Origin of the sequence: Stappia albiluteola, from assembly GCF_014050225.1 — a bacterium.
GTDB lineage: Bacteria > Pseudomonadota > Alphaproteobacteria > Rhizobiales > Stappiaceae > Hongsoonwoonella > Hongsoonwoonella albiluteola.
On sequence record NZ_JACFXV010000031.1, the window covers coordinates 148,818 to 167,093 of the forward strand.

The 18,276-nt window shown below is 60.6% G+C and carries 18 protein-coding genes; 4 read left to right on the forward strand and 14 right to left on the reverse strand.

All coding sequences use genetic code 11. The annotated features are described in order from the left end of the window. Positions 1–70: 70 nt before the first annotated feature. Entirely contained in the window at positions 71–376 is a 306-nt protein-coding gene (locus H2509_RS02365; RefSeq protein WP_182161894.1) for a response regulator transcription factor, read from the forward strand. A gap of 323 nt (positions 377–699) precedes the next feature. Here the strand turns inward: H2509_RS02365 and H2509_RS20725 are convergent, their stop codons facing one another. From H2509_RS20725 to H2509_RS02395, 6 genes are all read right to left on the reverse strand, one after another. After that, positions 700–1,329 carry a hypothetical protein gene (locus tag H2509_RS20725; RefSeq protein WP_209001758.1) on the reverse strand — a complete coding sequence of 210 codons (630 nt, stop codon included), beginning with the start codon at positions 1,327–1,329 and terminating at the stop codon, positions 700–702. A gap of 2 nt (positions 1,330–1,331) precedes the next feature. Then, positions 1,332–1,556, reverse strand: a complete 225-nt coding sequence (locus tag H2509_RS02375) for a DUF2188 domain-containing protein (RefSeq protein ID WP_182161897.1) — start codon at positions 1,554–1,556, stop codon at positions 1,332–1,334. A 271-nt stretch (positions 1,557–1,827) separates the two neighbouring features. Continuing rightward, on the reverse strand, positions 1,828–2,361 hold the full coding sequence (locus H2509_RS02380) for an SRPBCC family protein (protein WP_182161899.1): 534 nt from the start codon (positions 2,359–2,361) through the stop codon (positions 1,828–1,830). Then, complete coding sequence (locus H2509_RS02385; protein WP_182161901.1) at positions 2,358–2,741, reverse strand: ArsR/SmtB family transcription factor; 384 nt, start codon at positions 2,739–2,741, stop codon at positions 2,358–2,360. The genes H2509_RS02380 and H2509_RS02385 overlap by 4 nt, the downstream gene beginning before the upstream one ends. A 296-nt stretch (positions 2,742–3,037) precedes the next feature. Next, the gene (locus H2509_RS02390) at positions 3,038–3,841 is read right to left on the reverse strand and encodes a citryl-CoA lyase (RefSeq protein WP_182161903.1); all 804 of its coding nucleotides are present in this window, start codon (positions 3,839–3,841) and stop codon (positions 3,038–3,040) included. After that, positions 3,838–5,031, reverse strand: a complete 1,194-nt coding sequence (locus H2509_RS02395; RefSeq protein ID WP_182161905.1) for a CaiB/BaiF CoA transferase family protein — start codon at positions 5,029–5,031, stop codon at positions 3,838–3,840. Before H2509_RS02395 ends, H2509_RS02390 begins: the two co-directional genes overlap by 4 nt. A 125-nt stretch (positions 5,032–5,156) precedes the next feature. Here H2509_RS02395 and H2509_RS02400 point away from each other — a divergent pair, with 125 nt between their 5' ends. Both H2509_RS02400 and H2509_RS02405 read left to right on the forward strand, forming a co-directional pair. Further along, on the forward strand, positions 5,157–5,870 hold the full coding sequence (locus H2509_RS02400) for an IclR family transcriptional regulator (RefSeq protein ID WP_182161907.1): 714 nt from the start codon (positions 5,157–5,159) through the stop codon (positions 5,868–5,870). A 159-nt stretch (positions 5,871–6,029) separates the two neighbouring features. Continuing rightward, positions 6,030–6,779 (forward strand): Crp/Fnr family transcriptional regulator, encoded by a 750-nt coding sequence (locus H2509_RS02405; RefSeq protein ID WP_182161908.1) that lies wholly within the window; start codon positions 6,030–6,032, stop codon positions 6,777–6,779. Positions 6,780–6,821: 42 nt separating this feature from the next. Here the strand turns inward: H2509_RS02405 and H2509_RS02410 are convergent, their stop codons facing one another. Continuing rightward, a complete protein-coding gene (locus H2509_RS02410; protein ID WP_328804951.1) occupies positions 6,822–7,502 on the reverse strand; it encodes a hypothetical protein in 681 nt (226 codons plus the stop codon). A 70-nt stretch (positions 7,503–7,572) separates the two neighbouring features. Between H2509_RS02410 and H2509_RS02415 the strand changes: the two genes are divergently transcribed. Beyond that, on the forward strand, positions 7,573–8,118 hold the full coding sequence (locus H2509_RS02415; protein WP_182161909.1) for a hypothetical protein: 546 nt from the start codon (positions 7,573–7,575) through the stop codon (positions 8,116–8,118). A gap of 109 nt (positions 8,119–8,227) precedes the next feature. Here the strand turns inward: H2509_RS02415 and H2509_RS02420 are convergent, their stop codons facing one another. The 7 genes from H2509_RS02420 to H2509_RS02450 form a co-directional block, all read right to left on the reverse strand. After that, a complete protein-coding gene (locus H2509_RS02420; RefSeq protein WP_182161910.1) occupies positions 8,228–8,479 on the reverse strand; it encodes a hypothetical protein in 252 nt (83 codons plus the stop codon). Between the two features lie 11 nt (positions 8,480–8,490). Beyond that, positions 8,491–9,003: a transposase gene (locus H2509_RS02425; protein WP_182161911.1), complete on the reverse strand. Its 513-nt coding sequence runs from the start codon at positions 9,001–9,003 to the stop codon at positions 8,491–8,493. Positions 9,004–9,124: 121 nt separating this feature from the next. Next, positions 9,125–9,838, reverse strand: a complete 714-nt coding sequence (locus H2509_RS02430; RefSeq protein ID WP_182161912.1) for a dienelactone hydrolase family protein — start codon at positions 9,836–9,838, stop codon at positions 9,125–9,127. A gap of 1 nt (position 9,839) precedes the next feature. After that, positions 9,840–11,195, reverse strand: coding sequence for an HlyD family type I secretion periplasmic adaptor subunit (locus H2509_RS02435; protein ID WP_182161914.1), 1,356 nt, complete (start codon positions 11,193–11,195; stop codon positions 9,840–9,842). 117 nt (positions 11,196–11,312) lie between these two features. After that, the gene (locus H2509_RS02440) at positions 11,313–13,178 is read right to left on the reverse strand and encodes a type I secretion system permease/ATPase (RefSeq protein ID WP_328804954.1); all 1,866 of its coding nucleotides are present in this window, start codon (positions 13,176–13,178) and stop codon (positions 11,313–11,315) included. A 964-nt stretch (positions 13,179–14,142) separates the two neighbouring features. Then, entirely contained in the window at positions 14,143–16,101 is a 1,959-nt protein-coding gene (locus H2509_RS02445; RefSeq protein ID WP_182161916.1) for a hypothetical protein, read from the reverse strand. A gap of 139 nt (positions 16,102–16,240) precedes the next feature. After that, positions 16,241–17,215: a hypothetical protein gene (locus tag H2509_RS02450; RefSeq protein WP_182161918.1), complete on the reverse strand. Its 975-nt coding sequence runs from the start codon at positions 17,213–17,215 to the stop codon at positions 16,241–16,243. Between the last annotated feature and the right edge of the window lie 1,061 nt (positions 17,216–18,276).

Below are 18,276 nucleotides of genomic sequence, written 5' to 3' on the forward strand. Positions count from 1 at the left end.
AGGATCGACCTTCGGCCAGGGGATCGCCAGGGCAGGAAAGGGTTGGTCGCAGATAGCGGAGGACGTGACGATGGACGGGATCGCCGGCGCCTATTTTTGCGAGCGCGAAAGCTTCGACGAAAAACTTCTCGATGACGCGGATGGCTTCACCACCCGCACTGAGGGCATCGCCCCCGGCCTCAAGGTACTGTCGACGCGCCAGCGCGAGATTGTCCGCCTTGCCTCCGAAGGCCTGCTGAACAAGCAAATCGCCTGGCAGCTCGGCATCACGGTCGCCACGGTCAAGGCGCATATGTCGCTCGCAATCGAGCGCCTCAGCGCCCGGAACCGCACCCACGCGGTCGCCATCTACGTGCGCGAGACGCTGACGCGCTGAAGCTCAGTTGCACTTGTTAGGTACCACTCGCGCGCCCCCCCCTAAGCGCATAGCGATCCAAAGGCGCGCTCCAAATGCAATCGATATGCTTTGTGGAGCGCCCCTTTCGGCGATCGGCGATCGGCGATCGTAGCGCACCCTTCCCGCTCGCGACGCAACTAGATTTCGCATGAGAGCGCGACAAAAATGTAATATTACAAAGTAACACAAAACGAAAAATCTTAGGTCACGAAATACAATATGAGAATTAAAATAATTTAATACGTAAATTTACACAGAAACCAACTTATTTTATCTGACTCATCGGCCTAAGAAGCAAAATTCTAACCTAATGGCTGCCCTTCGCCCATCCAATCGCGCATTGCGATAATCAACTCGGTAGTAGGATATTCTCTAATATCGTCCTCCGATGCTCCTGCGGCACGCTCACGCTCCCAATACCATTCTTGAAAGGCAATATATTTTCCCAATATTAGGGATGCGCCAATCCTTTGTGCGCCAGCTTGTGCAACAAGCCAATTTCTTACACGTTTAACAGCTTTTTCATAATCCCCTTCATGGTATTCAATGTCCCAACCAGAAATGTCCGAAAGTGATTTCTGGTAGTCATATTTAGTATGCTCCAGAACTAAAATGGCTTTACTCGAAAAAGGCTCTCCCCCAAATCGTTTACACGCATGATCCATGCCGAGTTCAAAGGGCATATTCATGCGAAAATATTGATTAGCGTTTGTTGATTTGCACCGACTCAAATCGTGAATCCCGTATCTAGAATTCTCTATCAGATCAATGATCCTATCTAGCCGCGCAGCTCCGTTGTCCGCGTTTTCCGGAGCCAATCTTGGAAAAAAGCCAAGATAGACCACGCAAAAGGCAATTGCTTGAAGAATTGGTGCATATTCTTCATCAAATGGGCAATTAATAAATATCGATTTATCAAATTCAGGAAGCACTATTACCCTTTTGATGGATGAGAATCGTCTCCAAATGAATTTCGCTCACGAATACGACCGTCCGTCCCATGAATATAAACCCCGGTCTTCTGATTTCGTGCGATCTTTGTGGCAGCCCTAATAGCTTCGTCTTGAGTAGGATGAATACTCGTAGCCCGGGAAGATCCCGCTTTTTTTACGCTCCATCTCCCGGCATGCGGTACGACATGTTGGCCCTTTTTCGACATTATGAGTATTTCTCCGTCGCATTGTATCGAGTCTGTATCGATTACGGTCTACACATCAGGATTATTTACAGCAAAAGCCGAATAAGAGCGTCGACACTCGCCGAGTAAATTCAACAGGCACCTCATAGAACATAGCTTCCAACCGCCGAAATGCAAAGATCACCAACGAGCCCTGCTGCCCTCAAACTCGTGGCATTTTACCAGAGTGAAATTGCAGACGAGATTGAATAGCTCCGTCCGCAGAATGCGAACGGAGCCATTCCCTCATTCTTCAGTCCGGCAGACGGCGGCTGTACTCCTCTTTCAGCTTCAGCCAGCCCGGCCAGAAGGGTTCGGGCGCCACACCGTCGAGGCGGGCGGCAAGAACGTCGAGATGCATGTGCCAGCCGGCGGAGACGTTCAGCATCGTCGCCCGGTCGGGCAGCCGGCGGTGGATCACGGTCAAAAGCACACCGCCTGCCCGCTCCGCCAGCTCGAAGGAAACCTCGCCCTCCGCGCCCCAGGTGAACACCAGCTTGCGCGGCGGATCGATTTCAAGGATCCGGCTCTGCATCCGGTTTTCCTCGGCAAAGCCGTCCGGACGCTTGCCCGGCGGATCGCTCAGTTCCTCGTTGCGCCAGACGAATTCGAAGGCGCTGCCCGCCTTCATTTCCATCTCGCCCGCCGCCAGCCACTGCCGGCGCAGGTCGCTTTCCGTCAGATAGGCCCATACGCGCTCGATCGGGCCGGGCAGCCGGCGCTGGATCGTCAGCGTCGTGGGCTCGGTCAGCCTGCCATAGGTGTCGAGTTCTGCGAGATCCGTCATTTCCCGTCTCCCTTTTGTCTGGCAGGCGCTCCAGGGTCAACAGACCTGCCTTCGTCTTCCTTGCGAAGAAGCCGTTCGAGCACCGCCAGCCGGTCGGTCCAGAAGCGCTCGTAGAAGCTCAGCCAGTCATGCGCGCTTTCCAGCGGCCCGGCATCGAGCCGGCAATAATGCGTGCGGCCGCGCACCTCCCGGGCGATCAGCCCGGCATTCTCCAGCGCCTTGATGTGCTTGGAGGCCGCCGCCAGCGAGATCGAGAAGGGTTCGGCCAGTTGCCCGACCGTCCGCTCGCCGCCGGAAAGCTCCAGCAGCATCCGCCGCCGCGTCGCATCGCCCAGCGCATGAAAAACGGCATCCAGCCGCGATGTTTCCAATTCAACCATGAGGTTGAATATAGCGAGGAGCAGGAGGATAATCAACCATATGGTTGAATGATTGTGCGGGAGGCCACCCGGCCGGCACCCGGGAATGCTCAAATATGGCGAATCTCAAACATCAGCCGCGTCAAACCGGCTGCCACGCCACACGCTGGGGCTGGAGCGATTTCTTGATCCACGAAAGCGGGATCGCTTTCGTGGATCAAGAAATCGCTCCAGGATCAATGCTTTGAGCATATCCCGCCAAATCCGATTCAGATTTGGCGGGATATGCTCTAGGCGTCCAATTTCTTCATGTCGCGTCACACCCCCTCGTACGTCCAGCGATAGGCCGGCGGGGTGGGGCCCTTGTTGCGGCCGCCCTGCTGCTTCTGCTCCCAGGCGTGCGCCAGGATGCCGACCGAGCGCGACAGGCAGAACAACCCGCGCGCCAGCGGCGGAGCGAAACCCAGTTCCGCGTAGATGACCGCCGTCGCCCCGTCGATATTCATCGGTACGGGCTTGCCCTTCCTGTCGTTCAGGACCTGCTGGATCGACCGGCCGATTGCCGCGTAGCAGCCCGACACGATGCCTTCCGCCGCCGCCTCGTCCACCAGTTCAAGCAGGCGCGGCGCGCGCGGGTCCACCGGCTTGTGGAAGCGGTGGCCGAAGCCCGGCACGTAAGCGCTGCGCGTTTCCTGCCAGCGCTCGACCATCGCGCCCGCGTGGCTTGGCCCGCCGGCCTCGTCGATCATGTGGTAGAACTCGACCGCCTGTTCGCCTGCCCCGCCATGTACGTCGTCCAGCATGTTGACGGCCGAGGCCAGCGCGCCGTTGAGCGGCAGGCCGCAGGTCACCGCCATGCGGGCGGCGGCGATCGAAGGCGCCTGCGGTCCGTGGTCAACGGCGGCGACGAGAGCCGCCTCCAGCAGCTTCGCCTGTCCCTCGCCCGGCAATTCGCCGCGCGTCAGGAGCCAGATCATCTGCGGAAAGCTGACAGTGCCGATCAGGTCCTCGATCGGATGGCCACGAAAGCGGATCATGCCTGGCGCCATGTCGATGATCGAGGTGCGCCACCAGTCCGAGACGTCGTTTCGCCCCGGCTTCCCAGCCGTTTCTTCGCTCATAGCGCGCCCTCCTGCCGGAGCCGGTCGATCATTTCGGGCGACAGTCCCAGCTCGCCGTAGATTTCCGCATTGTGCTCGCCAAGCAGCGGCGGCGGCGTCGCCACTTTCGGCGCCTCGCCGTCGAGCTTCAGCCCGGTCCTGAGCACCGTGATGTCGCGCTCCACGCCCGGCGCATTCTCGAAGGTCGCCAGCATGCCCCGGCTTTGGATCACCTCGTGGGCAAGGATTTCCGGTACGCTGAATACCGCGCCCGCCGGCACGCCGATGGCGTTCAGCTCCTTCGCCCAGTCGCGCGCCGGCCTTTCGCTCAGCGCCTGCTCGATCTCGCCCTTGAGCACGAAGCGGTGCTCTTTGCGCGCTTCCCGCGTGGCGAATTCCGGCCGCTCCAGCAGGTCCGCCCGACCGATATGGCGCGCCAGCGCCTGCCACTGCTCTTCCTTGTTGGCGGCGATGTTGATCAGCCCGTCGGCAGCGCGGAAGGCGCCGGACGGGGCGGATGTCATGTTCTCGTTGCCGTTTGCCGCCGGCTCCACGCCGGCAATCAGCCAGTTGGAGACCGCCCAGCCCATGGTGGCAATCACCGCCTCCAGCATGGAGACGTCGATGAAAGCGCCCTTGGTGCGATCGTTGAGGGCGGCGGCGATCGCGAAGGCCGCCGTCAGTCCGCCGATCGTGTCGGCGATCGGATAGCCGACCCGCAGCGGCGCGCTCGCCTCGTCGCCGGTGATCGACATGACGCCGGACGCCCCCTGGATGATCTGGTCATAGGCCGGCCGGTGCGTCCAGGGTCCGTCCTGGCCGAAACCGGAAATGGCGCAATAGACGAGCTTCGGGTTGACTTGGGCGAGCGATCCGTAGCCAACGCCGAGCCGGTCCATCACGCCGGGGCGGAAGTTCTCCACCAGCACGTCCGCGGTTTTGACGAGGCTCTTCAGAAGCTCGACGCCCTTCGGGTGCTTCAGGTTCACCGTCACGGATTTCTTGCCGGCATTCTGGGCGAGGAAGGAAACGCCCATCAGCCTGTCGTTCAGCTCCGGGTCGGCGCCGAGCTGGCGGGCGAGATCTCCCCGTCCCTTCGCCTCGACCTTCACGACCTCTGCTCCCAGATGCGCCAGCTGATGGCAGCAGAATGGACCGGCCAGCACATTGGTCAGGTCGAGGACGCGGATCCCGCGTAGCGGTGTCGTCACGGCAAGGCTCCCTGCGCTTCGTCCGACGGGCTTTCGGCAGCGGCCGCCCCTACACAAAGTGCGTTCTGTCAGATAGAATGATGTTTATCATAACAGAACGATCGGAACTTGGCCAGAGGCGGGCGATGAGACAGGACGAGACGGAATCGGACACGAAAAATAACGGAGTCGACGCTGTCGACCGCGCGCTGTCGCTGCTCGCCTGCTACGGGGAGGAAGATCGGGGACTAAGCCTTGCCGAACTCGCCCGCCGCTCCGGTTTCTACAAGAGCACCATTCTCCGCCTTGCTGCCTCGCTGGAGCGTTTCGGCTATCTGATCCGCGGCGAAGACGGGCTCTACCGCCTCGGGCCGACGCTGTGGCGGCTCGGCTCGGCCTATCGCCGCCACTTCGATCTCGACGGACTGATCCGCCCGGAACTCAAGAACCTCGTTGAAAAAACGGGAGAATCCGCCTCACTCTACATTCGCGAGGGCGACAGCCGCGTCTGCCTCTACCGTGAAAACTCGCCGAAAGCCGTCCGCCATCATCTGGTGGAAGGGCAGCGCCTGCCCCTGAACAGTGGTGCCAGCGGCCGGGTGCTGCGCGCTCATGGCGGCGGGGATGCGGCGGGAGACGAAAATATCCGCGCCAATGGCCATGCGATATCGCTCGGCGAGCGGGATCCGGATGTCGCCGCAGTCGCCGTTCCGCTGTTCGGAGGGAACGGCGAACTCATTGGCGCCCTTGCGGTTTCCGGCCTGATCTACCGCTTCGACGAGACGCGCCGCGCGGAAGCGCTGCATCTCCTGAAGGCAAGCGTGGAGCGCCTTCAACTCCTTCTCGGCAATGACATGTGAATTGATCCTAGAAATCCAATGTCGCTAAATATCCGTAATTTTTATGAAAACTGTGATCGACGACACATCGCCGAGGAATACGGAACGCTACTGATATTGAAATTACGACCCCGGCTCACAAGGTCATGAATAGTGCGGCTTGCTTTGACAGGGATTGGCATGCACACGCTTTCGACTTTCAAAAAGAAGCTGGAAACCTTTTCGCCGATCCCGCAAAGCGAATTCGACACGCTTGTCCGCAAGCTCGGCAAGCCCAAGGTTCTCGAAGCGCGCGAGGAACTGCGCTTCGAGCATGGCTGGCCGCACCGCTCCTATCTCGTCGCCGAAGGCTGGGCCTGCACGGTCAAACAGCTCAACAACGGCAGCCGCCAGATCCTCGACATCGCGATTGCCGGCGACATCATCGGCGCGCGCGGCATGCTGCTCAGAAACGTCAATTACTGCGGGCAGTTGCTGACGCCGTCGATCGTTTACGAGCTATCGTCGCGCACCATCTTCGACCTGCTGGATTCCGCCCCCCGCCTCGCTGCCGCGCTGATGTGGTCGCTGTCGCGCGACGACGCGATCCTGATCGAACATTTCATCAGCATCGGCCGCAGGACCGCCGCGGAGAGGGTTCTGCATTTCTTCCTGGAGTTGAAACACCGGCTGCAGCTGATCGGCAAATGCAACGGCAACAGCTACGCCTGCCCGCTCAGCCAAGGGCACATTGCCGACGCACTGGGGCTGACCCCGGCGCACCTGAATCGGGTCATCAGGGACCTGCGGGAAGACGGGATATTGAACGTGAAGGATGGAACGGTGGAAATCCTGGATCCGGTCCGCGCCGCTGCACTATGCGGTCATGACCCGCGCTACCTGGATCACCAACCCATCGGCGCCGAAGGCCGGAAGCGCGCAGGCTGCTGATCTGAAAGCATTAATTCCGCCGCTCCGCCAAAACGGCAAGCTTCACTCATCTGTTTTCCCGGCGGTCCCGTTCCGCCTGGCCGGCGCCTTGGCGCCGCAAGCTGCCTGCAGCCGCGGAAGAAACGACCAGATATCGCGGTTGAGCTTTGTCAGGTCCGCGATCGCCTTGCTGATCTGCTTCAGGCGCATTTCGTCCATCGGCTTCATCTCGCCCCAGCGCAGGTGACCGCGCACCTCCTGCAGCTTCATGGTCTGCGTGTGGGTGATCTCTCCGGTCTCGCCGACCGTATACAGGCAATGGTTGAATTCGTTGCGGACGCGGCTGGCCTTGTTGAACCGCGCAATCAGCTTGTCGAGTTCGGCCGCAACGTCGGGATCGCGGATCTTCACCTTGGCCAGGCGCTGGATCAGGTCGAGTCGCGCCCGCGTCGTGTTTAGCGTGGTGAAGACGATTGCCGCAGATACTTCGTCTGTTGCAAGCAATATCGACAATACATAGATGAACAGGCTCTCATTGTTCGACCAGCTGAAGACTATATTGCCGATCAGCGCGAGGACGCGCGATCTTTGCTCGGCGGTCTTGGGCGCCGCCGCTTCAATGCTCGCGAAATCCGGCGGAGGTGGAATGTGCGCCATTTTTTCCCTCCCGAATCGTCCGTTGAGGAACCCATTTAATTTTTGAATAATAGATGAAAATGCTATTGTAATCTGAACGTTTTTCATTCGACGTGAAATGCAGGGGCGCCATCACGCCGACATGCAGCCTGCGGCAGGTTGCGCCGGAGAATCGACAATGTTGGAGATGTGGAAAGCCAGGAGGGCCCGCAAGGCCGCCGTGGCAACGATCCTGCCGCTTGTCGAGCGGTCGCGCTTCCGGAGCGGACAGTTCTCCGACAGCCATTGGCTCGACGCCTATATGGTCGGTTTTCTCGTGATGCTTATCACCCTCGTCGCGCAAAGGCGGGTGCACTCCCTTGGATCCGATACGCTGGGGAACGTGCAGGCCGACGCCTGGCAGGAAATTACCGGGCTGCCCGGAAATATCGTCGGCGAGGAAGCTTGCCTGCTGAGCGCGACCGGCCATCGCGATTTCGAGCGCGGCTGCGAGAATGCCTCCAAGCTCATGAATGCGATAATCTCGGGCGCCGAGCGACACCCCTCAAGCGAAGAATCCGGCAACCTGGGTGGCGCGATCTATGACGACGACGCTTCGGCGGCTCTCCCCCCAGGACTTGGAGACACCGAACACGACCGGAACCTGCAGTCGATGTGGCGGGAGTTTTTCGAAGGCCCGATGACCTTGTCGCCGATCCAGGCCGCCGATCGCGACCGGCAATGAAATTCGCCGGTGCCGGTTTCGCGCGGTTTGACGTTCACTTGTTTTTCCGGCGCATGCTCCCTCCGCACCGGGCCGGCCTGACCGACAAGAATACGCTCAGGACATCGCTTCAGCGCTCGGGCCTGTTCATGCGAAGGGCGTAGGCGTTCGCTTTCGGCTTGCGCCGGCGCTGTTCGAGACGAACCGGCAGAATACGGCGAAAAGCGTCCGCGAAGGCCGTGTCGGCATCGGCGCTGTCGAACGTCCTTGCGAAGTGAAGGAAGGCCTCGAATTGCGCGTCCCCGTCGATGTCACCGGACGATCCGTCGCCGCCCGCAGCGGCCGCCTTGCCTCGACTGTCCCCTTGCTCAGGCCGTTTCATCGCGGATGTCCTCAGGCAGGTTGCAGGGCAAGGAAAACATCGCGCATCGATGTCGCGCGACGTCCTGCCTTGGCGGAATAGACGGGATGAGCCAGGTCGCTCTTCTTGCGCCTCGGCGCAGCCGCCTTCCCGCTTTCAGGCGCCACCCTGTCGATGGATGAGTACATCGCCTTGTGCAGCCGATAGGCGAGAACCTTTGCTGTTTTCGCGGAGACACCCAGCGCCTCTTCGAGCTCCTTGGCAGGCATAATGCGGTCGGATTGCGCCACGAGATAGATCGACTGCAGCCAGATATGCATGGGAAGCCGGCTGGCTTCGAACACTGTGCCGATCTTGACGGTGAAAGGCTTGAGGCAGTGGTAGCACTTGTAGGTGCCCATCCGGGTGCTCGACCCGTTCAGCTTTCTAATATTTCCCGCTTCGTGGCAGTGAGGGCAAACAGGCCCCTTGGGCCAGACCTGTTTTTCGACGAATTCATATGCCGCCTGTTCATTGCGGAAATAGCGTTCACTCAATACAGACATACTCTACTCCCCCGCGAATACTCAAAGCATTCAACCGAACTCGCACCTCTCCTTTCATCGACTTCCACGATAAATCATTACCTTAGGTATGTTAGTACGATCTACAAGAGAAGTAAATATTTCACCCTAATAACTTCGCGCATAAATAGCGAGAGAACCATCGATCTGCGACCTCCACCAAACAAGAGACAAACTTTCCATCTTCAGACAAAGAATTAAGGTAATCGATTTCACGTACGGTATTTACACAATTCATAATTGTTACGGATTTTTCGTATCGCCTTTTGGTAACAGAATCTTTCGTGCCGAGAAGAAAAAGCGTTGGCGCTTTCACCTGCGGAAGGATCGCCCGAACGAGATCCGGTCTCCCGCGCCTGGCTACATGTGCACCGATCGCCTCCGGCAGCAGGGCGGATACGAGGAGCGCGGCCGCGGTTCCGGTTCTCGCCGAAAACACTCCCAGGGGCAGCCGTTCGAGATCCCGCTGACCGCCGATCCATTCGATCGCCTCGACAATCCGGCCGGCGAGTTTGGCGACATCGAATACCGCGGCGAGGTCGTTCGCCTCCTCCTCCTCAAGGAGGTCGAAAAGCAATACGGCAAAACCGTAGGCCGCCAGGGCGCGCTGCAGGCATCGGTTATGCGGGCTGAGGCGGGAAGAGCCCGCTCCGAGCGCGAAGACGACGAGCCCGGGCGGATCGTCCGGCAGGGCAAGTATTCCCGGAAGCCGGCGCTTGCCGACCTGCACTTTCCGGAGAGGGACGCCGGGGGTCTCGGTAAGAAAGCCCCAGCGCTCCAGGATCAGGTCGGACCGTCGCATCCCCCCCGGCTGCATGTCACGACTCCCTGAAAGCCCTCTGCATGGAATCGCGGATCGGGCGCATCAGGTATTCGAAGAAGGTCCGCTCATGGGTCTTGATGTAGACCTCCGCCGGCATGCCCGGCGTCGGCTTGAACTCCGGCACCTTCTGTACCCAGGACGGGTCGAGCGCCACGCGCGCCACATAAACGTCCGGACCGCTGGAGGTGGTGGGGGTCAGCTGTGACCTCTTGTCGTTCGGCAATGCGTCAGCGGAAATGTAGATCACCTTGCCGTCGATCATCGGCGTGATGCGCTTGTTGAGGGCCGTCAGCCGGATCACCGCGGCCTGCCCCTCACGAACATTGTCGATGTCCTGCGGACGAACCGGCACCTCGATGATCAGTTCTTCCTGCACCGGAACGATTTCCAGCACGTTCTTGCCGGCCTCGATCACGCCGCCCGGCGTGTGATAGCGCAACTTCACGACCACGCCTTCCACCGGCGCGGTGATATTGATGCGGTCGAGTATGGCGCGCGCGGACCGGATACGCTCCTTGACGTCGTCCATTTCCGCGTTCACGTCATGGAGCTGCTCGACCACGGTCTTGATCGTCGTGTTGCGAGCGACCTGGATCTGCTCCTTGATGCGGGCGATGCGCTCGCGGGCGTCGCCGATTTCGCCGGTCAGGCGCCCGATTTCACCCTGAAGGTTTGCCTGCGCGCGCTGCAGCGCCAGGATTTCCGGCTTGCGGATCAGACCGCTCTTCAAAAGCGAGGTCTTGCCCTGCAGCTCTTCCTCGATCAGCGCCAGTTGCGAGCGGACCGCTTCAAGCTGCGTATTGCTTCCGCCGATACGCTGCTGCAGCGCGTTGATGCCGTCGGCAAGCGTCGCGATCTCGCTTTCCAGCGTGTTGCGCCGCGCGGTGAAGGTCAGTTTCTGGGCGTCAATGATCGCGGCGATGTCCGGATCGGCTTCTTCCTGCATGGTCATGACCGCCGGGAAGGAGATTTCCGTATCCCAGTTCATCTCCGCCTCGAAGCGCGATTGCATGGCCATCAGCCGGGCAAGGCGCAATTCGAGACGACGGAGCTCCGCCCGGGGCGTGGTGTCGTCGAGGACCACCAGTGACTCGCCCGGCTCGACCAGATCGCCTTCGCGGACCTTGATCTCCTTGATCACGCCGCCTTCGAAATGCTGGACGATCTTGTTTTCGCCGGTCGCGACGAAAACGCCCGAGGAGATGACCGCGCCGGAAATCGGCGCCGCGTTTGCCCAGAATGCGAAAACCAGCACGCAACCGGCCAGCAGCCCGTAGCCCGCCATCGTCGCCTTGCGGGTCGCCCGGTGGATCTGCTGATCGAAGCTGTCGTTCACCGCCAGATAGGACATGGCGTGGAGCACTCCCGTAACACAGTGTTTATTTTTCTTGCGCCCTTCCGGGCTTCTGATGGCCGGGCCGCGCCCTCATGCGGGGCGCGGCTCGTGCTCGTGATTTTCATTCGAACATCAGTTCGGTGCCGGCCTCGGCGCGGCCGCAGCTCCGGATTCCAGCGCTCCGCCGCCGCCGCTGCCCTGCTTCAGGAGCTGCAGCATGTCGTCCCGTTTGCCGAGCGCCTGGACCGTGCCGTCCTTCAGCAGCATGATCTTGTCGACGCTCTTCAACAGCGATGGGCGCTGCGTGATGGCGATGACCGTGATCTCCTTGGCCTTGGCCCGGACAAGAGCGCGGGCCAACGCCCTTTCGCCGGGAACGTCCAGATTGGAGTTCGGTTCGTCGAGCACCACCATGCGCGGATCGCCGAAGAAGGCGCGCGCCAGGCCGATACGCTGTTTCTGGCCACCCGAAAGCGGCGAACCGTCGACGCCGATCTGCGTCTCGTAGCCGGCGGCGAATTGCGAGATCATCTCGTGCACATCCGCCGTCTCGGCCGCGTCGAAAATGGCATCGTCCGTCGCATCCTCGCGCATGCGCGCGATATTGGCCTTGATCGTCGCCGGAAACAGCTGCACGTCCTGCGGCAGGTAGCCGACGCTTTCGCCGAACTGTCGCGGATCCCAGTTGCGAAGGTCCATGGAGTCGAGCCGCACGTTGCCGGCGGTCGGCACGATGGAACCGACCAGCATGCGCCCGAGCGTCGATTTGCCCGTACCCGAGGCGCCGACGATCGCCATGGATTCTCCCGGCTCCAGCTCGAAGGATACGCCGTTCAGAATCACCTTCTTGGTGGGAGGCGGCACATAAAGAACGCGTTCGACGGTGACCTTGCCGCGCGCCCGGGGCAACCGCAGCCTTTCCAGGTTCAGCGGCGAATTGAAGAGCAGCGAGCGGATGCGGGCATAGGCGGAGCGCGCCTGCACGAAACCGCGCCAACCTTCGATCGCACCCTCGATCGGAGCCAGCGCACGGCTGCCGACGATCGACGCGGCGATCAGCATGCCGCCGGTAAGCCGTCCTTCCAGCGCAAGCGCCGCGCCCCATCCCAGCAGCGTGATCTGCGTGGACAGGCGGACGAACTTCGAAATCCCCGACATCATCACGTTGTAGTCCTGGGCGACGACCTGGGCCTTCAGGGATTCAAGAGTCTCGCGGCCCCAGATCTGCACGCCTTCCGGGATCATGCCCATGGCGTTGATCACCTGCGCGTTGCGCGACATGGCGTCGGCCTGGAGATTGGCCCGCATGCCGAAGGCGCTGGCCCGGCCGAAGGGTACGGCCGTCAGCTTCTGGTTGATCAGCGCGATCACCAGCAGGATGCAGCCCGTCGTCGAGACGATGAAGCCCAGATGCGGGTGGATGAGGAAGACCGCCAGCAGGTAGACCGGGATCACCGGAATGTCGAAAATCGTCAGCAGCACGGGGCCTGTAATGAAATTGCGCAGCTGCTGCAGGTCGCCAAGCACCTGATATTCGCGGTTGGAGCCATTTTGCGATGCCTTGGCCGCGGCGCTCAGCACCGACGGTCCAAGCTGGGTTTCGGCGTCGACGGCAATCCGCATCAGGATGATGCGGCGGATCATGTCGAGCACCACGTGCACGAGGATGAAGCCCACCACCAGCGCCGTCAGCATGAGAAGGGTATCGGTGCTGCGGCTCGTCAGCACGCGGTCGGAAATCTGGAACAGATAGATCGGAATGCACAGAACCAGCGAATTCACGAAGAAGGAGAAGATGCCGACCGTGATGAGATTGCGCCGGCAGCGGTTCAGGCCCTTGCCGAGCACTTCGCGGAAATTCTTGTCGGAATAGCGCTGCTCGAGCGGTGAGGACGACGACGTGCCACCACCGCCGCCCCGACCGCCGCCATTGCCGCCGCCGCCGTTGCCGCCACCGCCCTTGCCGGTGCCGCCGCCACCGCCGGTCGCGGTCTGCACGGGGGAGGATTTCTCGCCCGTCTCGGCCGGCTTGTTGGGCTTGAGTTCGATCTCGCGTTCGGCGCCGGTCTGGCGCTGGTCGATCCGCGCCTCTTCGCGTTGCGGCGGCGACGGAATTTCCTCGTCCTCGGGGTCGGAGAGGACTTTCGCCGCTTCCGCCCGCACCGAGGGACTGGCCTGTGTCGGCTCCGCCCCGGATGGGCTTGCCTGCCGGGGCGCTTCGGCAGCGGCAGGGGACGCAACCGGACGCTCGGCCTGCGGCGGCGTGGCAGGCGTCTCGTCGGCCTGCGCCTGCCTGGCCGTCTCGGCGGAACTGGCCTCCGCCTTGACCTGGGGTTTCACCTCGGGCGCGGCTTCACGCTTCGGCTCCGGCCGCGCATCCTGCACGGTCTCGCCTGCCCTTGCCTGAGGGGCCGGGACTTCCGGAGCGAAGGAGGATACGGGGACCGGACCGGCGGGGGCGTCGAGCCGAGGGCTGAACGTCGCGGACGCAGCCACTGCCGGCCGCGTCGGGGCGGCTTCCGCAGGTGCGGGCCGCGGCGGAGGGGCGTCTTTCGCCGGCGAGGCGGAAGGCGCGGTCGATGGGGCAAATCTCGGTTCTTTTCTTGTTGCTATCGTTTCGGCGGCCGTCTTCGGGGCCGGCTCCTCGTGAAGCGGCCTTTGGTGGCTCGTCTTGGGATGAGAAATGGATTTCGCCCGCTCGCGCAGGCGCTTGGCGAGCGAATAGACCTTTGCATGGCCTTCCGACGGGAAAGACCTGGCCTCTCCCTCGGCCAGATCGCCCGTTTCCGGCAAATCGTCTTTGTTGAATCCCTTGGAACCGCTTAGCTCCACCGTCTTACCCTCCTGCTCGCCGTCGCCGGACCGATGGGGGCGGGGTATTCCCCACCCTGGCCGGGCACCTGGCTCGCAATTCGTTTCAACGCGTTACATCTGAAGCTGTGAGTCAAAGCCGGCCGAGCCGTTAGGTCATGATGTGCCCGAGTTCGTCTCCTCCCGTCTGCGTGTTGGCGATGCCAAGCTCCTGCTGCTCCTCCACCTCTTCAGGCGTGTAGGCGAAGGCAACGACTTCGTTCGCGAGCTGATCGGCATTGCCGTAGACGATAGTGTCGTTGTTGCCCTCGGCGATTTCGGTCTGCACGAGGAAGGATTCCTCGTAGACCTCGCCGCCGACATACTGATCGCCGTAGGCGCCGACATCGACGATGATCGCCGCGTTCTCGGCTGTATTGCCGCCGGTCGACAGGAATTGCTGACCGTCGGCACCGTACTCGCCGAACATCTGCAACGCCGTGTCGTAGTCGACGATGTAGTTGTTCTGGCAAATATAGTTCATGTCGTAGTAATCGCCTGTGACGAAGAGCACATTCATCGTCGCAGAGCCCGAGCCGGAGAACGCCCACCAGTCCTGCGGGGAAATGTTGTTCGTCGTTTCGAGGTCCCGGATAAAGGCCTCGAAATCGTCGGAAATCTCCATGAAGCCCTCGAGGCCGTAGGAGGAAATGACCGCAGTATTGGAAAGGTAGTTCTGGCCGGCATAGACCGACTGGGCCACGCCGTCCTCACCCGGCGCCGACATCATGATCTTGTCGTTGTCGAGGATGAAGTTGTTCTGGCAGATGTAGTTTCCGCCATGATAATTGCCGAGCACGACGATCAGGTCGTAGCTCTTGCCGTAATCCTCGACCGTGACGATGTTCGCCTGGCCGTTGGCATCCATCGACACGCGATAGAAGGCGCCGCTCTGGGTCTGGCAGACGATGTCGTTGCCCGAAATGTAGTTGGTCTGCGTCAGCGTCTTGATGTCGAAGTGATCGCCGTACGAGATCTCGATGTTCCAGTTGAAGCCGGTCAGGCCCCGGTTATCCATGATCTCTTCAAGCAGCGCCGTCTTCTCGAACTGGGCGGTATTCTCCGCAATGTTGCCGCCGGTTTCGACAAGGGCGTTGTAGCCGGCGCCGGCACCGTTGCCGCCGATCGTGACGCAGTCCTGGTCGGTGTAGACGTTGGTCTGGAAGATCGCGTTGGTCATGTAGTAGTTGCCAAGCACGACCAATGTGCCGCAGGCCTCGTTGGCGTCGATGATCGACGCGCCGTTATAGGCCTCGTTGCCGCCGGTTTCAGCGGCCTGCAGCGTCGGGTCGCCCGGCAGCCAGCCATCGGGCTGATCGGGCATGGCGGGGGGCGCGCCTTCGCGCAGCGCGTCCTCTTCCCCGTCGCCTTCCTCTTCGACGACTTCTTCCTCGCCGACTTCCTGCTTCACGCCGTTGATGTAGATGCCGTAGTCAACATGCGACGGCGCTTCGCCGGATTCCGCGCGCGCCATCTGCTGCTCGACCATCGACTGCTGCATTTCCAGCCCGTAGGAGCCCTGGGGCAGCACTCCGTCGGTGATCGCGTCGCCGGCGGCATCGGTCATCCAGCCAAGGGTCGCCTTGACGTCGAAGTTGTTGAGTCCCATCACCCCGCTGTCCGGATCGACGCCGACCATGTCGTTGTCGTTCATCCAGTTCAGCTGATTGGTATCGATGAATTTCTCGTCGCCGCCTTCATAGCGGTAGACGTTGGAGCCCGAGCCGGAACCGCCGAAGACGGCACCGCTGAACTTGATCTTGGCCAAGTCCGGGTCGAATTCGATACGCTGGGGGTAATCGTCGGAAACGTGGCGAATGTGGTCTGGCAGAGCCTTCGCGAACTGCATCGCCTCCTCGACGGGCGCGACATAAGGCAGGATGCGGCCGGTATCCCACTGGTCGAGGTCTTCGGGCTTGAATTTGTCGCTGTAGTTCCGATCCTCGAATTCCTGGGTCGATACCTTGAAGTCGCCTTCTTCAAATTGTGTGCGAGCGCGCGCCAGTTCGTCGGCAAGATGCATGTAACCGGCAAAGTGCCAAATCAGTTCCGTAACGCCAACCTGGGCCATGGAAGCCTCCTGCTCGTGAGATCAGGAAAGGTCCCTGCGGAGCGGCCGATATGCTCAACTGAGATCTTTGGTCTTGTTCGTTCTGGACAGGGAAAAAGGCCCGCGCGGTTTCCCGCGCGGGCCGGTGATGAATTAACTGTTAGCCTGCGCCACCAGCATCAACATCGTCGCTGATGTTCTGGTTGCCGCCCACCAGGTCGATATTGTTGTACTGGAGGTTGGCGCCCATCACGATGTTCTGCGTGAAGGCTTCCATGTTGACCACGCCGTCCGCCGAACCGTTGCCGCCGTATGCCGTGCCGCCGTCACCGGCTGTTGCGCCGGAGTCGTCGATCTTGACGAAGCCACCCTCGGCCTTGGCCGACATGGTGAAGCCTCCGCCGTAGTCGTCATTGCCGAGGCCGATGTCGCCCACGAGGCCATGGCCGGCGCTGCCGCCATCGAACTTCACAGAGGCATAGCCCTGGAAGTCGTTGTCGGTCATGTTGTTGATCTGGTCGATATTGAAGTTATCGCCAGTCGTCGTGGTCTGCACGACGTTGTCAACAGTCGCGACGGCTTCATGGATGTCGTCGATCTTGATGTCTTCGATGTCGATGACATCGTCATCGGTCGGCAGGGCCGAAAGATCGAGGTCAATCTTGACGTCAACTTCAACGTCGGTGTCGACCTTGGTCTCTACCGTGTTCTCGACCTTGTTTTCGACCGAGTTCTCGACCTTGTTGTCGACGTCGTTATCGAGCTTGTTATCGACTTCGTTGTCGACCTTGTTCTCGTTCTCGTTGTAGTTCAGGTTGCCATTGGCATTCAGGTTGCCATTGGCGTTACCGTTCAGGTTCAGGTTCTCGCTCTCGGAATGCAGGCCCTGTACGGCATACTGGCCGGAATACTGTTCCTGCTTCTGATCCTGATCCTGGTCCTGCTTCTGGTCCTGGTCCTGATCTTGCTTCTGATCCTGGTCCTGATCCTGGTCCTGCTTCTGGTCCTGAAGCTGGGCCTGAGCCTCTAGCTGGGCCTGGAGCTGAGCCTGCAGTTCAGCCTGCTGCTGATCCTGCTTCTGATCCTGATCCTGATCCTGGTCCTGATCTTGCTTTTGATCGTCCCACCAACCCATGGTACATCTCCAAAATTTGGATGCACCTACCCGATCGCCAAACCGCTCATCTTCTGCGTGGCGGAACTGACGTTGACAGATAGTGTGCCGTTACAAGTGTTAGGGAGATCGGATATTTGAGCCGGCACCCGGATACGCGGGGAACCGATCAGCTGATACCGATCACGAATTCGGCTGAGTGTTCAAATAGCCTGAAACCTCCCCGGTTCGTCCGGATGCGATACTCAGTCATCCGGCAAGAGGGCCTTCAGTGATACTTGCCACGCCGGGATACTGGTTGGCGTCGCGTTACTCGATTCACTGCCACCCTGGAGGAGGAGGGCCTTTCTTCGGGAAAGCAGTCCCGTCGATCGTGCCCCTACCCCCTTCACGAACCCGGTGCCGACCAGCAGTGGTGATGCAGCGGACAGCGTTCCGAGATCGCCCAAGGATAGTGTTAATTTTCCATTTATCAGTCAAATTCGATAAAGATTTTTCTGAACTTGAATCAATCGAACGGCACTTGGCGTACCAGACCTACCCCCTGATTCGGTGTTTTCTTTTTTTATTCAAACACTTCGCCGATTGTGGCAAAGTTCACAAAAAAATCCTAAAAATCAACACATTATCGACTGGAATTTGATTTCATTGCTACGCAAAAGCCCTGACTTTCCTCTAAGTCAGATAACGATTCAAATTTCGGACTAAACGCAGCCCCGCACAGGCATTCCGACCGCTTCGGATCTGGCTTCTCCGCTTCCGGACAAGATCGAAGGCGCGCTCACGCGCGGACGATGTCTGGATCCCGGCTCCAGCGATGTGCTGTCGCGCCCGCGGGCCGGGATGACGCCGGAGTGTGCGGCGAGCGGCTGCATCTAACTCTGCCGCCGAGTGGACCCACTACCTCTCCCCTCGTCATCGCCGGGCCCAGTACCGGGAAATGACCCGGCGATCCAACGGGCGGCAGCGAAATGTGCTGGCGTTTCGTGGATACGCGGGTCAAGCCCGCGTATGACGAGCCGAGAGGTTGCGGCAGAAGAGCACCCACAATCTCTGTCATGCCCGGCTCGACCGGGCATCCA

Excerpts from the sequence above, each read along its gene's own strand:
- H2509_RS02385 (WP_182161901.1), bottom strand. The coding sequence starts at position 2,741 with ATGGTTGAATTGGAAACATCGCGGCTGGATGCCGTTTTTCATGCGCTG.
- H2509_RS02415 (WP_182161909.1), top strand. The coding sequence starts at position 7,573 with ATGTTGGAGATGTGGAAAGCCAGGAGGGCCCGCAAGGCCGCCGTGGCA.
- H2509_RS02450 (WP_182161918.1), bottom strand. The coding sequence starts at position 17,215 with ATGGGTTGGTGGGACGATCAAAAGCAAGATCAGGACCAGGATCAGGAT.
- H2509_RS02405 (WP_182161908.1), top strand. The coding sequence starts at position 6,030 with ATGCACACGCTTTCGACTTTCAAAAAGAAGCTGGAAACCTTTTCGCCG.
- H2509_RS02365 (WP_182161894.1), top strand. The coding sequence starts at position 71 with ATGGACGGGATCGCCGGCGCCTATTTTTGCGAGCGCGAAAGCTTCGAC.
- H2509_RS02430 (WP_182161912.1), bottom strand. The coding sequence starts at position 9,838 with ATGCAGCCGGGGGGGATGCGACGGTCCGACCTGATCCTGGAGCGCTGG.
- H2509_RS02400 (WP_182161907.1), top strand. The coding sequence starts at position 5,157 with ATGAGACAGGACGAGACGGAATCGGACACGAAAAATAACGGAGTCGAC.
- H2509_RS02420 (WP_182161910.1), bottom strand. The coding sequence starts at position 8,479 with ATGAAACGGCCTGAGCAAGGGGACAGTCGAGGCAAGGCGGCCGCTGCG.
- H2509_RS02425 (WP_182161911.1), bottom strand. The coding sequence starts at position 9,003 with ATGTCTGTATTGAGTGAACGCTATTTCCGCAATGAACAGGCGGCATAT.
- H2509_RS02390 (WP_182161903.1), bottom strand. The coding sequence starts at position 3,841 with ATGAGCGAAGAAACGGCTGGGAAGCCGGGGCGAAACGACGTCTCGGAC.
- H2509_RS02380 (WP_182161899.1), bottom strand. The coding sequence starts at position 2,361 with ATGACGGATCTCGCAGAACTCGACACCTATGGCAGGCTGACCGAGCCC.
- H2509_RS02375 (WP_182161897.1), bottom strand. The coding sequence starts at position 1,556 with ATGTCGAAAAAGGGCCAACATGTCGTACCGCATGCCGGGAGATGGAGC.
- H2509_RS02435 (WP_182161914.1), bottom strand. The coding sequence starts at position 11,195 with ATGTCCTATCTGGCGGTGAACGACAGCTTCGATCAGCAGATCCACCGG.
- H2509_RS02445 (WP_182161916.1), bottom strand. The coding sequence starts at position 16,101 with ATGGCCCAGGTTGGCGTTACGGAACTGATTTGGCACTTTGCCGGTTAC.
- H2509_RS02410 (WP_328804951.1), bottom strand. The coding sequence starts at position 7,502 with ATGAAAAACGTTCAGATTACAATAGCATTTTCATCTATTATTCAAAAA.